At 58.0% G+C, this 16,761-nt stretch carries 7 protein-coding genes and 6 pseudogenes; 5 read left to right on the top strand and 8 right to left on the bottom strand.

The genetic code is table 11. The features are described 5' to 3' along the window. Nucleotides 1-3 precede the first annotated feature (3 nt). A pseudogene (locus AB4Y43_RS30740) lies at nucleotides 4-603 on the top strand (transposase); the annotation flags it as partial. 155 nt (nucleotides 604-758) lie between these two features. On the opposite strand, the gene AB4Y43_RS30745 reads toward AB4Y43_RS30740, so the two are convergent. From AB4Y43_RS30745 to AB4Y43_RS30765, 5 genes and pseudogenes are all read right to left on the bottom strand, one after another. Continuing rightward, the gene (locus AB4Y43_RS30745; protein WP_069269390.1) at nucleotides 759-974 is read right to left on the bottom strand and encodes a hypothetical protein; all 216 of its coding nucleotides are present in this window, start codon (nucleotides 972-974) and stop codon (nucleotides 759-761) included. A 1-nt stretch (nucleotide 975) separates the two neighbouring features. Continuing rightward, on the bottom strand, nucleotides 976-1,833 hold the full coding sequence (locus AB4Y43_RS30750; protein ID WP_368661796.1) for an ExeA family protein: 858 nt from the start codon (nucleotides 1,831-1,833) through the stop codon (nucleotides 976-978). Then, nucleotides 1,830-3,264 (bottom strand): annotated as a pseudogene (locus AB4Y43_RS30755) (DDE-type integrase/transposase/recombinase). Before AB4Y43_RS30755 ends, AB4Y43_RS30750 begins: the two are co-directional and overlap by 4 nt. Nucleotides 3,265-3,524: 260 nt before the next feature. Further along, nucleotides 3,525-3,938 (bottom strand): hypothetical protein, encoded by a 414-nt coding sequence (locus tag AB4Y43_RS30760; RefSeq protein ID WP_256095109.1) that lies wholly within the window; start codon nucleotides 3,936-3,938, stop codon nucleotides 3,525-3,527. A 100-nt stretch (nucleotides 3,939-4,038) separates the two neighbouring features. Continuing rightward, nucleotides 4,039-4,284, bottom strand: a complete 246-nt coding sequence (locus AB4Y43_RS30765) for an ectoine synthase (RefSeq protein ID WP_256095110.1) — start codon at nucleotides 4,282-4,284, stop codon at nucleotides 4,039-4,041. 613 nt (nucleotides 4,285-4,897) lie between these two features. Between AB4Y43_RS30765 and AB4Y43_RS30770 the strand changes: the two are divergent. Both AB4Y43_RS30770 and AB4Y43_RS30775 read left to right on the top strand, forming a co-directional pair. Next, a pseudogene (locus tag AB4Y43_RS30770) lies at nucleotides 4,898-5,593 on the top strand (IS6 family transposase). A gap of 51 nt (nucleotides 5,594-5,644) precedes the next feature. Then, on the top strand, nucleotides 5,645-5,893 hold the full coding sequence (locus AB4Y43_RS30775) for an integrase core domain-containing protein (RefSeq protein ID WP_368729515.1): 249 nt from the start codon (nucleotides 5,645-5,647) through the stop codon (nucleotides 5,891-5,893). Nucleotides 5,894-5,942: 49 nt separating this feature from the next. On the opposite strand, the gene AB4Y43_RS30780 is transcribed toward AB4Y43_RS30775, so the two are convergent. Beyond that, complete coding sequence (locus AB4Y43_RS30780) at nucleotides 5,943-7,304, bottom strand: MATE family efflux transporter (RefSeq protein WP_368662027.1); 1,362 nt, start codon at nucleotides 7,302-7,304, stop codon at nucleotides 5,943-5,945. Continuing rightward, nucleotides 7,301-13,810, bottom strand: coding sequence for an amino acid adenylation domain-containing protein (locus AB4Y43_RS30785; RefSeq protein WP_368729512.1), 6,510 nt, complete (start codon nucleotides 13,808-13,810; stop codon nucleotides 7,301-7,303). Before AB4Y43_RS30785 ends, AB4Y43_RS30780 begins: the two co-directional genes overlap by 4 nt. Nucleotides 13,811-15,237: 1,427 nt before the next feature. On the opposite strand from AB4Y43_RS30785, the pseudogene AB4Y43_RS30790 reads away from it, so the two are divergent. Both AB4Y43_RS30790 and AB4Y43_RS30795 read left to right on the top strand, forming a co-directional pair. Further along, nucleotides 15,238-15,461 (top strand): annotated as a pseudogene (locus AB4Y43_RS30790) (IS110 family transposase); the annotation flags it as partial. Between the two features lie 286 nt (nucleotides 15,462-15,747). After that, nucleotides 15,748-16,161: pseudogene (locus AB4Y43_RS30795) on the top strand (IS110 family transposase); the annotation flags it as partial. 473 nt (nucleotides 16,162-16,634) lie between these two features. Here the strand turns inward: AB4Y43_RS30795 and AB4Y43_RS30800 are convergent. Further along, nucleotides 16,635-16,761 (bottom strand): annotated as a pseudogene (locus AB4Y43_RS30800) (IS630 family transposase); the annotation flags it as partial.

Below are 16,761 nucleotides of genomic sequence, written 5' to 3' on the forward strand. Positions count from 1 at the left end.
TGCATGTCAGAAAGGTCAGTGCCGAAACGACAACACACAGACGAATTCATGATCGAGGCCGTCAGGCTTGCCGAATCAGTCGGGCAGCACGAGGCTGCACGAAGGCTTGGGGTGCCAGTGGCGACGCTAGGGAACTGGATGCGGCGTGGCTGCCGATTCGAGGGCGTTGGCCCGGCGAGTGGTCGCGAAGCGGTCACGGCACGAACAACTCGCCCGATCAGTGCGCTGGAAGCGGAGAACAGCCGGTTGCGCAAGGAATTGGCCAGTGCGAAGCTGGACATCGAAATCTCTCAAAAGCGACGGCGTACTTCGCGAAAGGGTCGCGGTGAAGTACGCATGGATCGATTCCCACCGCGACCAGTACCGCGTCAGCCGCCCGTGCCGAATGCTTGATGTATCGCGCAGCGGCTATTGCCAGTGGCGTCGCCGCGGATCGAGCAGGCGCGCTCAGGCCAATGCAGCGCTGGACGCCGCGGTCGCCACCATCTACCCGGCGAGTCGCGGCAGCTGCCGTCGTCCTCGTATCGTGCGGCAGTTGCGTGCCCAGGGCCAGCCGGCGCGCGCGGAGCGCGTACGTCGCGCAGCCTGCAACGCCAAGGGCTGACCTGCTGGCATAGCCGCCGCCGTGTCAGCCTACGAACAACAAACTGCGCAGAACCAGTGAGCGTAAGCACGTAAATCGATGGGGCAATGGGCAAGCTAAATGTGATGTCCAAGGGACGAAGTAAAACGGGGGCGATGAAGCCCCCGTTGTTGTTTCAGAACGGCTCGTCGACGACCTGATGCGGCGGTTGCGTCGGACCGCGGTACCAAGGCTTGCGGTAGCGCCGGATCTGGGTAGCGTAGGCGCGGCTGAACCAGAGATAGAAGTCTTCGATGAAGAACTGCATCATGTAGGCGGCCTCGTCGGAGAGTTCGGGCAACGGCAGGCGTCGGGCCGCATCGGGTTTGTGAGGTGATGTTTTACGGGACATGTCATCTTGCTCCATTGGGTTGACGTGCGGGCGTTCGGCGCGAGGATGGCGGTGACGGGGCAAAGACCTCGAAGTACAGCTTCTCGTCGAGTTCGGTCAATTCCCGCTGCGCGGCGGTGGCGAGCAGATCGTTGGCAGGCGTGGTGAGTACGCGGTAGTTGCCCAGCGCGTGTTCGCACAGTGTGTGGCGCAGCGGCGGCGTCATCAGCTGTGGGGCGCCAGCGCTCGCGAGCAGATGATCGAGGCAGGCCAGCAGGTCATCCACCGTGGCCTTCTCGGTCGCCAGGCGAGATCGGATGCGGCTGCCCAGCGGCAGCAGTTCGTCGCGCCGCAGCTTGTCGGTCAAGCGCGTATCGCCGGCGATCACCACGCACAGCAGCGGCTGCGAATCGAAGCGAGCGCTGGCCATGAGCCTCAGTTCGTTGAGTACGCCCGCGCTCATCTCCTGGGCCTCGTCAATCAACAGGATCGGACGTCGGCGCGTGCTCTGCAGATGTGATAGCCACCGCTCGCGCAGCGACCGGAATCCGCCCCAGCGGTTGTGTGCCTTGAACTCCAGATTGAAGATGTCGCCCATCTCGCGATAGAAGTCGGCGAGACTGCTTTGCGGGTGATTGATCGAGACGACCATCAGCTCGGTGAGCCGCTCGAGCTTCTCGGCCAGCACGCGCATGATGACGCTCTTACCGGTGCCGGGCTCGCCGTGGATCATCGCGAAGCCGCCTTCGCGCACGAGCGCGTTCTCGATGCGCCAGCAGAAGTTCTCGACGCGGGGCGGCACGTACAGCGCTTCGAGCGGCGGCTCCGGCGAGAACGGGTTCCACTTCAGGCCGTAGAGGGCTTGCAGGCGTTGGCTCATGCGCCCTCCTGCCAGTCAGCGGGAATCCAGGCCGGCGGCAGCCCGGTTGCCGCATGTTCGGCCAGCATCTGGCGCAGCAGCGGTGCGATGCCGGGCGCAGTGGCCGGTGGCAGCTCGACAATGACGGCATCAATGCGACGGCGCTGGCCGTCGGCATTGGCGACCTTGTCCAATGGTCACAGCGGGCACAGCACGACGTCGCTGTTGGCGTCGATGAGATCGACGCGACTCAGGTCCCAGCCCGCGTAACGCAGGCGTACGCGCTGCAGGTGCCGGTAAGCCAAGGGGATCTCAAAGCGCGTGCCGGCCAGGCTCACGGTGCCGTCCGAACGCCGCTGGGTTCGTGTCACGTCAATGCGAAACGCGGCCCGTAGTGCATCGCTGGAGGGACACTCGCGCCGCACGTCGGGACCGGCCAGGTAGCGCTTGAGCGGCGTGCCGCCGATCTCGGAATGATGCGCGTGATGGTACTCGCGCTCGATCCAGGCGTGGATGGCCTGGTTGAGCAGTTCGAGCGTGAGATTGGTCTCGCCTTCGAGCATGGCCATCACGCGCCCCTCGATACGCGCCCAGAACGTCTCCTGCTTCGCGTTCTGATACGGAGAATATGGCAGCGTCGTCTGATGCAGCACGCCGAGCGCGAGCAGCCCGGCAGTCGTCTCCTCGGCAGCATTGCCGCACCGTTGTCGGTCATCAGCGCGCGGCAGCCCACGGCGCTGGAACGCCTGGGCGAGTCCGTGGATCAGGCCTGCGCGCAGTCTCATCGAGAAACCATTGCGCGTGACAGACGACGCGCGAGCGGTCATCGATCACGCACAGCAGCATCGGCGTGATCCACTGGCCGTCATGGATGAGCAGCTTGCGCGATCCGTGATGGAAGTCGAGATGCCAGAGCGCGTTGACGTGCTCGACCTCGAAGCTGCGGACCTCGAGCTTCTCGAGGCGATCGCGCGCGAGCATCGCGCCGGCGCCCGTGTGCCGGGGCTGGCGTTCCCGGAACAGGCCCTGCGCACGCATGTAACGGCGCACGGTCGTGTACGACGGCAGGTTCGCCGCACCGAGCATGACCTTGAGGTTGTCGAAGTGCAACTGGCAGGTCCAGCCGGGATGGTCGCGGTACTGCGTGCGGATCGCCTGTACCGTCTGAGGCGACAGGTTTGCGCCGGCGCCACTTGGGCGCTTGCGCTTGCGCAGTTTCGCCACCGGGTCGTGTGGCGCTTTGCGGGCCTGATAGAACCACCGTTCGATGGTCGAGCGGCCGAACTGGATATCGTCGCCAGTGACGGGATGACGCCAGCGTCTGGCGGCCAGCGCGGTGATGAGTTCGCGCAACTGCCCCGACTCGGGCGGTGCTGCAAGCAAGGGGCCGACGATCGCAAAGCGCAAGCGCGCCCAACGATCCCGCACGGGTAGATCGTGAAGTTCAGTCATGCGTTCTCCAAAGATGCGGCGCACCGCGCCGCGATTCAGGGGAGAGGCGAGACTACAAGCGCTGTTCGGAGAGGGCGAGCGAGAAGTTCTGCGGGCGGCTACCGTCCCTCATGCACGGTGCTCATGGCGCTGCTGCGGGTGAGCGGCGAGAGCCAGCACAGCATCGGGTCAGGCTGTAACGCCGCAGCGAAGCGCTCGAGCAGGCTCGCCGGCGCCTGCACGGTCTCGACGGGCGGCACGAACGCCGCCCGCCCAAGCGTTCAGAACGGCGTGCTGACGAAGTCGGTCTGCCACCAGCGCCGCCATTGCGCGATCGTTGCGCGCGGCACGCCCAGCTCGCCGAGCTGATGCATCGCGGCAGCAGTGCCGGCACTGGCGCGCGTGGCACTGACGACGACCATGATTGCGGCAACGTAGACGCGACGGCCGAGAAAGCGCACGGAGAACGGCGTGGTGCGACGGCGGCACTCGGCGCAGCAGAAGCTGTAGCGGAAATCGCCGCACTCGGCGCGGGCTTGCCGGGTAAGGCCGCGTGGTTTGCGGCGATAGCGGGCGCTGTGCAGAACGCCTCTGCAGCGGCGGCAGTGCTGCGAGCGGGGTTGCTCGGCGAAGTCTTGATCGATCCGCAGCAGCAGGCGGTAGAAGTCAGGATTACGGGCACTCGTGCGGCACACTGCAAAGGTCTCGGGTCTTGGAAAACGCGAGACTCTCCCTTGGGCGTTGTTTGTGCAAGATGCCTGAGGGAGATCCCCTCGGCTACATCACGCAAGTCGCTCAAACCGCCCCGAATCCCCATCGACTTGCGTGCTCATGCTCACACCTCGCCCTCTCCGGCGATGCAGTAGAAGCTTCGAGATGGTTACGGTATTGCAAAAACGAGACCGTGTTAGCGCGCACTACGGTGTGGCAGACGCTAAAGCCCATGCCGTCCTTAGCCGTCAGGAGGCGGTGGCTAGTACCATTGCCCCAATCGACGAAGTGATCCGTCGCTTCAGCATCGTTCAGGCTACGCACAATCATATTGTTTGATCGCAGGAATACAGGTGCAAGTCATTCGTAGAAGCGTGGCTTCCGCGCGCTCCCGAAGCGGAAAGCCAAGGTATGGCTTTTGGGACGGGGCAGGCTGGCAAGAACCTGCCAACCCATGTCCTCCACTGCCATTCGCCCCATTCCTGATACGGCACCGTCCAGACCTCGTCGGGGAGCCGTCGCCCATCTTGATAACCCAATCATGAGATGAGAGACCTCGCCACGATGCGCGCGCGGCGGTCGTGGCAGCATCAGGATCGATCGAGCAAGTTTCATCTGAACTCCTAGAAGTGAGTTGCTAGATTGTTATGGTCAACGTATCCCTATCAAGCAACCGATGTGCCAACGACTTTCTGAAAACACAGCTGAGAAAACAAGGCGCCACTCGCCGTGCTAGCTGGCATCCTGCCGTCACACTTGCGACATCGATGTCTTAAACGAGACACAGCTCAAGACAGGACCGCGGTGGTCGATGGCGATGATCGCTGGAAAAGTGCAATCTCCCCGAGAGGCTCAGACAACCTCGCTGTGCTGTGCGCCGGCATGGAAGAGCTCGCCATATGGCTCTGACAGTTTGATGGAAAGGGGGCGGTAGAATGACGTAATGAAGAAGACAAAAACGCTTTATCACGGCCACCGGTTCCCTGCCGTCGTCATCAACTGCGCGGTTCGCTGGCATTTCCGGTTTAGCCTGAGCCTGCGCGACGTCTAGGAGTTGCTGCTCGAGCGTGGTGTTGTGGTCGCATGAGACGATCCGTTGCTGGTGCGAGAAGTTCGGCGCCAGATTCGCCCAGGGCGCCAAGGCCGCGCGGCGCAAGCCGGGCTGCGCGGCGAGCCGTATCTGTTGTGGCGAGCGGTCGACGAGCATGGCGCAGAACTGGACGTGCTTGTGCAAAAGCGGCGTGACAAGGCATCGGCAAAGCGCTTCTTCCTCAGGGTGCTGCGTTCAAACCCGGTGCCGCGCAAGATCGTGACCGACCGGCTGCGCAGCTATCCGGCGGCGAAGTCGGACATTGCTGAGCTTGCTCATGTGAAGCACGTCTTCGTCAAAGCGGCCGCATGCGTGAACAACCGTGCCGAGAACGGCCACCAGCCGGCCCGCAGGCGGGAGCGCCAGATGTGCGGATTTCGCGATGCACGTCGCACGCAGGCGTTTCTTTCGAGCTTCGGTGCGATCCGGCAGCACTTCGCGTTGCCCAGACACCAGATGAACGCGGCATGTCATCGTACCGCGCTCCAGAAACGTTTCGCGACGTGGCATGGTTGGACTGTCACTGCCGCCGGAGACAGGGTTATCTAATAAGGATAACTACTCGTACGCCACAAAGACAGACTACATCGGCCAACCTGACTGAGCCATTCTGGGGCAGCGAGCTACGCCTTCGTCGCCGAACCGCAAACCAATGGCGTTGCTGAGCGGTTCAATCGGAACATGAAAGAACAAGCGATTCACCGGCGTATCTTCAAGAATGTTGATGAAGTTCGTGACGCTGTCGTTGACTTCAAAGACCGTTACAACCGAGAATGGCGGCTGGAAAAACTGGGGTTCATGTCACCCCTCGAACCCCGTCAGGCATGGATTTTTAAACAGGCCGCCTGAGTGCCAAAACCGTGTCCAAACAATCCGGGCCGATACAGGTCAAACGTCGTTAGACATGGGAGGCCTTGTCGATCTGCCGCATTTCACTATAGAGAATAACAATAGCGATAAGACCCGCCGTCATATCGGCAGCCGCTACCGAGAACAACAGGCCGTCATGTCCGTAAGCGTGCTGCAGCAAGGCCATCAGGGGCATCAGAAACACGCCATGCCGCAGTACCGCTACAAGCGTTGCCCAGATTGCGTCGCCCTTAGCCTGCATGAAAAGCAGACACACCTGTTGCACCGCTAACACCGGCAACGCACAATGGAACAGTAAGATCGCGCGGCTACCAATCTCTATCGTCGCCGACTCGTGCGTAAACCAGCCGATGATGGTCCTAGCTTGCCACACGACCCAGCCGGCATAGACTCCGGCGAACGTTAGCGCGACGGCAACCATAGTCCGAACCGCTTGCGCCACCCGTGTCCAGTTACCTGCGCCGACATTAAACCCTACAACCGACTGCGCCCCGATGCACAGCCCATACAGCGGAAGTACCGCCAGCATCGCCAAGCGGCTGGCCAAACCTATCGCCGCCACCGATGCCTCGCCGTAGCGAGCAGCGAACCCATTGAGCATGGACATGGCCGCTACCGCGAGCAGCGTATTGAGCGCTGGTGGAATGCCGATGCGGGCGATGCTCGCCAGCCGGCACCAGCAGCGTCCCACCGATGGCCACAATAAGACGATGGCCCCGTGCCTGCCCGCGAAATGTCGCCAATACAAGGTTAAGCCGCACAACTGGGCCAGAAATGTTGCGATACCGGCCCCATCGATGCCCAGCCCCAACCAGAAAATCATCACCGGGTCAAGCGCCGCGTTCATTGCGAAGGATGAGACTTGGGTCGTCATGCTGAGCACGGTATTGCCATCCGCTCTCACGATGAAACCACAGACCATATTGAATACCACTGCCACATAGCCCAGCAGCAGCCAATGAAGATAGGCCACCGCCAGTGGCAAAGTCGATGGTCCAGCGCCTAGCCATGCCAGCAAACTTGGAGCCAACAGCCAGCCGGCGATTGCCGCAATGCCAGCAATTACCATCGCAGACCATAACGCGTGCGAGGCATAATCGTTGGCAGAGTGATCGTCGGCGCGCCCCAAGCTTCGAGCAATCAACGAGGCGGCCCCTGCACCGAAGATCTGGCCTATTGCCGTGATGCCCATTGCAAACGGGAACGAGAATGCCATCGCCGCGAGTGCCGCTGTTCCGAGCCGTCCCACGAAATAGGCGTTGAGCAACTGATAAGCGGCACTGACAGTGACTCCAATGACGGAAGGAAGAGCCAGCCGCAGGATCAGTGGCAACAGTCGATCATGGGCCATTGACTGCATCCGTGATGCCGCAACTGTTGGCGTGTTCATACCATGGCTCGCTTCACGCTTGCTGCGTCCACATCTTCCTTATTGTCCCTGAGCCATCCGGCATAAGCCGCGAGACAATGCAGCAACTGACGTCCCAGCATGTTCGCCTCCTCTGCGGAAAAGCAATGCAGCGCACAATGCATCTGGATACGAAGTTTACCGTCCACATTGTCGATATCTAACCGCAACGTGTGATGACGGTTGGACCCCATCCCATCACCCGTCCAGATCGTCGGTTGAGCAAGGCCGAGCAGCATGCGCGTACGAAGATTATCTAACGCAGCGCGATAGTTGACGACAACACGAGGCCAGTCGAAATCCATGAGTGCCTTCGCCTGATCGCCCGGCAGCAGATACGCAGCCGCCCGTAGCCCAATGCCATGGATCCGCGCCGAATTGCGCTGACGACGCACCACTTTCAGACGTTCCGCCACACTGAGTCGCCCCTCACAAACGATGGCCAGCGGGACAAGCTCCGCGGTAAAGCCCATAACCGTCGACAGATCCTGACCCGGCAGGATAGGCGTGCGCAGCATGTCCATGCTGTCCAAAAACAGCCCTCGTCGCTGGTTGCCCTGTCCTGCCACCTCCGCCAAGGCGCACAGGATGACGTCGAACGCGTCAAAGCCGTGCCGTTCCGGATGCAGATCGAGCAGAACCTTTGTCGATTCCGCATCCAGGTCCAGATAGCGAATCCCCTTGCGCGCACACAAGGCCTCGAAAGCAGCATCACTGTGCATCTGCCCAGTATGGAGCATCTCGAACAAGCGGCGGCTGGCATCAGCGCCACTATCGACTGGCTCAACCTCGAGGACTGTAGCACTATCCTCACGCAGCAGTTCCCATGGCCGGCTTCGCCAATAAGCAATGTGGCTGTCCAACGAACCGCTCACATGTTCGCGCAGCGCCTTCACCCATCGATTCAACTGCGCGCGGCCACTGAATGCGGGAACTGGCGCGTGGCCATGCACTATAGCCAGATAGTAGCGTTCTACTTCGTCCAGCAGCAGCCGGAACCCATAGCCGTCGACTAGAAAATGATGAATTATGATAAAAATCCAACTGTGCGGCCGCCCACCGACCTCCGCCTCGATCAATTGGAAACGCGACATCCAGGTACGACCATCGAACCGGAATGCATATTGCGCTTTCTCAGCGATACCAGATACCTCTCGCGTGCAATCACCGAGCTCTGCGTACGAGCCCAATGCAACTCGCTCCAGATGCAACGCTCCGACTCCGGTATGGAAGCGTAGATCATCGTCATCTCGAGAGATCCTGGTGCGCAACAGTGGGTAGTCTTTCGCCAACCTGACGATAGCGGACTCCAATATGGCCGGATCCAAACGGCAGCTATCGTCTTGCCAGATCGCGTACATGTTGAAATGCTCGTCTAAACCCATGCGCCGATTCATGAATCGTATCGTAGGCGTTACTTCCACGCCACCGCCGATTTGGCCATCATGGTGCACCAGTTCGCCAGAGCGGGCATCGACCAGCCCGGCCAGTTCGCGTAACACTGGATAATCGTACAACTCGCTGACCGAAAAGCGGATGTCCATCTTGGCCGCCTGCGCCACACAGCGCACGCTCAGCATAGAGGTACCACCCAGTGAGAAGAAATGCGCGTCCGCACCAATCGTCGATATACCAAGCACTTCCTGCCAAACCGCGGCCAGTGCATTCTCGGTCGTGGTGACCAGCGGCGCGAATACGCCCACTGCGGTTTGCCGTGGCAACGGCAAGCGTGAACGGTCCAGTTTACCGCCCGGCAGCTTAGGCAAAGCCCGCAAGCGGACAAATGAACGGGGAATAGTATGGGGCAACAGCGAATGACGGAGCATTTGTCTGAACCCATCCTCCGTCGACGGCAGCTTCGCCTCCGTGCCCACCACGTAAGCAGTCAACAGCGGCTCGCCATCCGCGGCGCGGTGCAAATGCACCGCGGCCTCCTCGACCCCAGGACATTTTCGCAAGACGTGAGAAATCTCATCCAGTTCAACGCGCAAGCCATGGATCTTGATTTGGTTGTCACGCCTTCCGAGGAACTCCAGGCGGCCGTCGTCACGGTGGCGCCCCAAATCGCCAGTGCGATAAGCCACAGTTCCGAAAGGCTGTAACTCTGGCACCGAATTATCAACAAATCGCTCGGCCGTCAACTCCCTGCTGCCATGGTAGCCACTCGCCAGGCAGTCACCCGTCACCAGGATCTCCCCCACCGCACCTTGAACCACCGGCCACAACTTGTCATCTACGACCGCTATGCCGACATTGGCCACCGGCTTACCGATCGGGACAGTCCGTTCATCAGCGCCCACTTCGCACACCTCCCCCCAAGCGGCGTTCGAACTACACTCGGAGGATCCGTAGAAGTTGAACAAACGGGCCTGTGGGAACGCCTCGAGAAAGCGCCGAGCCAACTCTGGCGGCAACGCCTCAGCGCTTGAGGTGACCAGCCGCAAATCTGAAACCGACCGTCCGTCTGTCAATTGTGCCGTCAAAATGCCGGTGATCAACGGTGGCGAGCACAGCAGACGCGTTACCCGGTAACGATCGAGCTGCAATAGCAGCAGGGATGGATCTTGCAGTTCTTGCTGACTCAGCAGCAAACTAGGAACGCCTTGTAAGAGTGGCCCGAAGATTTCCCATTGACTGGCAACCAGCGCCGCCGACTTCTGCACGACGCAGACATCGCCGGCCTGAAATGGGAATTGCCCCCACATCCAGTGCAAACGATTTAGGCATGCTGTAGCGGAAACTACAACGCCCTTCGGTTTTCCCGTAGAGCCAGATGTGTATACGATCTGCAGCACTTCATGCGAGCAAGATGGCGAAGGGGCGGCATCTGTTTCCTCATTGCCGCATGCAACTTCCTCCGACGGCAGTAGCACCAGCCCTCTGTCACGAAATGCTTCCCGCTGCAACGGCGTGGCAACGAAGGCATTGGGAGCGACATCTTTGGCAATCTCAAGTATGCGACTTACCGGATAATTTGCCCCGATCACCGAGTAGGTTGCGTGCAGCTTGATCGCAGCCAGAATAACGATCAACGCGTTAATGCCGCGGTCAACGCCAAGCAGCACCCTGTCGCCGGCACCAACACCGGAGGCTGCAAGTCTGTTAGCAAAACGGTTGGCCGCTGCATCCAACTCAGCGTACGAAATGCGGCCGCGCTCCCAGAAATAAGCAGTATCCACTGGTGACATTTTTGCACGCACTTCGAACATTTCGCGTAGCGTACTAGCGCCTGTATAAGCCAGCCGTCCTCCGTTGTACCGCTTAAGAAAAGCCTTTTCAGCTGGGTGCCGCAGATCCAGCTCTGCCAGCGGCGCTGCGGGCGCCGCAATGATCGCCTGAATAATTTGCTGCAGGTTGAGCAGCATTCTGGAAACGAGCTCGTCGGAGAACAGCTCGGTGCAATAGGACATCTGCAGATAGATGCCGTCCCCCTCTTCCTGACAGTAAAGAGTGAGATCGTACTTGGTATAACCGTTTTCCAATTCTCGGGCGACAATTGACACGTCTTGCCGCCCCTCAGAAATCAGCTCTGCCTTCTCCGAATACATGTTGAACATCGCCTGGAATACGGGGGAAAAATTGCTTCCACGTACCACGTCAACTGCTTCCAACATCCGACTGAATGGATATGCCTTGTTGAAGGCAGCACCGATGACAGTTTGCTGCGTCGTGGCCAGATTTTCGATGAATGACTTGTCAGGATTTATCTTCGCCCTTAGCGGCAACATGTTTAGGAAGAACCCCAGCAGGTTTTCCGTACCTGACTGTTCGCGCACTACATTCGGAGTGCCGACGATGATATCGTCCTGTCCACTGTACTCTCTCAACAAAACGTAAAACGTCGTCAGTAACACGCTGAAAAGCGTTGTGCGATTGTCCGCAGCGAGTTCGCGAAGTCTGGACGCCGCGAGAGCCGGAATTTGTATGGCGTGTGACTTACCGGTGTAATGCATCCGCCTCGGACGAGGCTTATCGGAAGGCAGGGTCAGCACCGGCAACTCACCCGACAGCTGTTGTGCCCAGTACGCGCGCTGTCGCGCCCAGCAGTCCGATCGAAACTGCTCAGACTCCCATTTCGCGAAATCCGCGAACGAAATTTCGGCTTCGAGACCGTCCACTGAGCTGACTCCCGCCTTGTAAAATTCACGCAGTTTGCGCACCATCACCGAAAGCGACCACGCGTCCATAATGATTTCATGCGTGGTAAAGATGACAACATGCCGGTCTGATCTCTCTCGTACTAGTAGTGCGCGATACAGTGCGCCCGCGGCGAGATCAAAGGACGGATGAAACTCGCTCGCCTTCAGTTCAGCCAACCTGGGGGCACGATGGTCGCCGCAAAGGTCTATAAAGCGCAAACTGCCCTTCGGCGGTGAATCGAAGGTCAAATATGGATTGCCGCTCTTTTCGACGAATCGGATGCGCAGTGTGTCGAAGTACTGCACCACCGCATCCCAAGCCCGACTAAAGCGATCTCGATCAAGCTCTCCGCAGCATTCGAGCGCCGTTTGCAGGGTGTAGTTGGATGCTGTTGGATCAAGCTTCCACAAAAACCATAAGTGTTTTTGAATGTGGCTGGCCGGAGCCTCTCCGCCCTCATCACGGCGACTGCCGACAATGGCGGGGAGCGACTCATGCGCATCCTCTTTCTCGGCCAGGAGCTCGGTCAACTCATCTATTGTGCAATGATACAGGTCAACCACTGAAACTTCGCAGGCGAATTCGCTCCGAATACGGTTGATCGCAAGCATGGCGCGCAGCGAGTCACCGCCCATCAGCAAAAAGTTGTCGTTTCGTCCCAGCCGGTCTAGATGCAGTATCTCGGCTAGCAGCCTGCACAACCGAACCTGAAGACCGTCAGCAGGCTCCAGATATTTCACATCGGACAAAGGACGCAAACTTTCCGGGGAAGGCAATTTTTTGTAATCAAATTTGCCATTGGCGTTTAATGGTAATGTCGCCATCTCGAAAAAAAGATCAGGCAGCATGTAGTCAGGCAACTGACGCGACATGTGTTCGCGCAAAGCGCTCCGTGTAACCTCCTCTCGAAGCTTGACGAAGGCCACGAGGCGCGGCAGTCTTTCCGCTTCCCCCAGACTATTTAGTGTTTCCCTTGCCGTCAGTTTCACCCGATTGTCAGCGGGGTAATGCACCACTACGGCCGCGGCCTCGACTGCTGCATGTAACCCCAGCAAACCTTCTACCTCGTTTAGCTCAATACGATAGCCACGCAGCTTAACCTGACGATCTGCTCTTCCGAGACACTCCAGTAAGCCATCCTCACGCATCCTCACGAGATCGCCAGTCTTGTATAATCGATCATATCCGCGCTTATCGCTGAAAGGGTTAACCACAAAAGCCTCCTCGGTACGCGCGTCGTCGTTAATGTAGCCACGCGCAAGGCCAACGCCGGCTACACAGAGTTCGCCTACGTCACCTGACGCAACAAGCGTCAGCGCCGCTGCATCTGGCCTGACCACATAGATTTGCAGATTGTCTATCGATTTCCCGATTGGCATAAATGCCTGACCTTCCGCCGGAGAGTTAGAAATCAAAGCATGCGTGACACCGTCGGCACATTCAGTCGGTCCATAGTGGTTGAGGATGGGAATAGACGGGTACATGGCCAGCCAGCGTCGGCATACGTCGGGCGGCAATGCCTCCCCGACGGTGGAAATCCTGCGCAGCGCCGGCAGCGCGCGTGCCTCGATCAATTCGACTTCGGCCACAAACGAGCGTAGTTGTGACGGCACAAATTGAATGACCGATACTTGGCATTCGCGCAGCTCAAGCAGCAGCCGCGACGGATCGCATACGACGTCTCTATTAATGATCCGCGTGCACGCCCCCACTTGCAGCGCCGCCATAAATTGCCACAGAGAAATGTCAAAACAGTGCGATGCAGTCTGCGCCACCTGGTCAGTTTTACTGATCGCCAGATCGCGGACCTTAGCATGCAAATGATTGACAAGGCTCCGCTGTTCAACCATTACGCCCTTTGGTTGACCGGTGGTACCCGAAGTAAAAATGACGTAGGCAAGATCACTGCCTTTGCCTCTGGGCCCGACAAAGGCTACGCTCGATGCTTGCGCTTCCTCAATATCAAGAAGCACTAGTTCCGGTTTGGCTGCCTCCAAATACGCCGCCTGTTCGTAGCAGTTATGGTCGGTCACCAGCAGGCAGCATTTACTCTTCTCCAGCATGTAATCCAAACGTTCCGCTGGATACTGGCGATCAAGCGGCATATAGGTACCGCGAATCTTAAAAATGGCAAGCATCGCAGCCAATAAATCAGTTCCTCGCTCCATCAGCACGCCGATGACGGGCGCCTCGCGGCCACAGCGCTCGGTCAGCGCCGTTGCGATGCGATTAGACTGCTCATCAAGCTCCCGATACGTCACCGACTCGCTGCCATGCCTCGCTGCTATATGGTGCGGATAAAGCCGTGCCGCATCACAAAAGTAGTCCACTGCCAATGGTGTTTTCATTTCAATCTCACTCACTCTATTAAATGCTTGAAGTAACCGGCCCTATACTAAAACCAGCTGTCTCGGCGGACGACCGCAAAAGTATCCGTGGAATGATCGTCGAATGGCTCATTGCGTTTGGATTGGATAACTGGTTACGATTAGAATCAGTACCGATAACCGCGAAAGATGCGGCTGGCGCGAGCAACGTTACAACTCGATGGCGCATAGATCGCCTTCCGATCGCACATTGCTATGACGATGCGAGACCGAACCCACCGAGTGCCCGCATCGCGTAACGGCGCTATATCTTGCGCCAGCCCCGCAGTTCTCCCCAATCCTCAGAGAGCGAGTTCCTGGCACGCTTCCGAAACGGTCACGCAGCGCTTACTGTCAAAAAGTAGGGTCGCGCTCGCGATGAAGGCTTTCGGATCATCGGCAACAAGCGACCAACCGTGGGAAAACCGCACAGTGCGTGATCTGTTCATCGTTAAAGTAACCGTCCTCAATCACAATCACGACCTTAGCTCGAGCAAGCGATGTCAGTTCAAGAAGAGGACTATGCAATGAGTCGTAGTAAGGAATTCACTTCATACAGGTTTCGAACTTTGTTGCAATATAAAAACTACAGTAAAGCGCGTGAATAATTGAAACATGTGCGCTTCGACACCCGACGCTCCAGTAGCATAAGTTCAGAAGTATTCAACAGTCATTTAGTGGATTAGAAGGTGCGATGGCTCTGCTCGATTAGGTCGTCCTGACCGTCGCGTCGATGTCGGTGCTCACATGCTGCTCACTTCGCCGCACAGCTTCATTCTGGCAGAGCCCTTGTTAACTTTCTTTGTGAGATATATCGTTCGTCGGACTGCACAGCAACGCAGGAAGAAACTTCCCGGTCAGGGAACGGAATGGAACTGATGATCCAGAGCGCCGTTTCCTTAGTAACGCGTAGCGCGGCACCTTGAGTGGACGCCGCAATAACATAACATGTCGACTGTCATTTTTTGAAGATCTTGTCTGTGGCTCGTGAGGCTTTGGTTTCGTGTTCACGCTTCGTTACCTTCCGCTTTAATTTCCCCGCGACAGCAGATGCAATAGTTGAGCCAACGCCACGACACACCGGATAGATATCTCACAACACATTGCTGATCGGGATGATTGATGGGCATTCACCCTCCAAAACGCTTGCGGGATCTTGCGCCAAGAATCGTTTGTCGGTTTGCCTGTGTTGCATGTCCGACAATGTTTGATGTGCAACACCACGGATTACCGCGAGGAAGGCCGATCAAAGCGACGAACTTACTGACGAGATCATTACAGTAATCAGGGCCAACTCGGTCTCATTGAAGAACTTGCGGTCGACCACCAGCGCCTTGGCCGCCTCGCCTTTCTCATGAGCGCGACCTGCAGCCAGATAGGCCGGCTAGTGCACGTCCCAATCGAATTCGGCACCCGAGATTCAGCAGCGACACGAAGGGCTGCCCAAAGCGATTATCGATCGGGCGTGGGATGCGCAGTTGCGACTGTGCCGGCGATATCGCAAGCTCGTAACCCGACGCAAGAACGCCAACATTGCGGACGTTGCCGTTGCGCGCGAATTAGCCGGTTTCACTGGGACATTGCCCGACTCGCGATGGCGCTTGCATTGCCGCGTAGCGTGCAGTCCATATGAGACTGATGACGGGTCGGTATTGATGATCGATGAACTGATTCATGAAGGGAGTTTCCTGAAGTCGGCGTAGCCCGGTATTCGAGCAATCCGCGCTTCCACTTCGCAACGGGCAGTCCCCGACTTGCGTTTTAAGAACGCGGCAGGCTCATGAGACGGAATGGAACGAACGCCCCCCCCACCACGGCCGGTGAGGAAATGCAGGACAGTGGATCCTCGCGGGCCGACGGCATCAAGTGCCCAAGTGGGAGATCATGACGATTTCCCAAGGCTAACCGGAGGATCCACAATGAACTATGGGATAGTCGGTGCTGACATCGCAAAGAACGTCATGCAGTTGCATTGGATGGATCCGGATACCGGGGAGATCATCAACAGCCAATCAAGCGAGCCGCATTTCTGGAGCACTTCGCGAATCGTGCTCCTTGACTAGTCGGCATGAAGCATGCGGCGGCGCCCAGCATTGGGCCGGACGACTGATTGAAATGGGACATCAGGTGAAGCTGATACCGGCGAAATTTGCCAAGGTTTTCAACATTCGCAATAAAAACGATGCTGCAGACGCCCGTGCCATCTGGATGGCGACGCAGATGCTGGGGAAATCTGTGGCAGTCAAGACCGAAGCCCAGCAAGCCGTAATGCTCTGCACCGGATACCGCAACAGAAGATCAAGTTCCGCACCATGCAGATGAACTGCCTGCGTTGTACTGCGCCCAGTTTTTGACGCGGTACTGGCTTTGGAACTCGATTGCTTGCTGGTCGTGTCCTTCCGCATCTTCTCGGCATAAATTGAGAATGTACGCAGGAAACCGAACTGTTAACAGAGCCCCTCCCGGACGCTGTTGCGCGTAAACGTCAGCATGCGCAGCTAGATTTATGCAACAACGCCAATAAAAAATAGGAAAAAGCTGGAAACACGTTGCATAAAAAATCGCCCCGAAACCCAAACAAAAAGGGTATCGGGGTGGAATACACATTGGAGAATTACCGGAGAAACCCTGCACAAAACTCCTAACCAACGTTTCGCACAGGCACACAATTAATAGAGCAACAGCAGCTAACTAAGTTAATCGGGCAATTACGATTGCTAATCGGCAAAGAAACGTTTGTCAAACCAAATGCCATCAATTTCGCTGATAGTGGTTCGATGTTCGCCAATTCGGCTACCGCTCTAGCCTAGTGTTCTGTCCCAGAAATAACTTTGCATAGCCGAGCCACTTTCTGGAGAATTGAATCGGCGGTCGCGGTCCATACGAACGGCCGGCCGTGTTGGTTGTACTGCTCGATATATCGCTCGATGCTG

It is taken from the genome of Paraburkholderia sp. BR10872, from assembly GCF_040965835.1.
Taxonomy (GTDB): Bacteria; Pseudomonadota; Gammaproteobacteria; order Burkholderiales; family Burkholderiaceae; genus Paraburkholderia; species Paraburkholderia nodosa_A.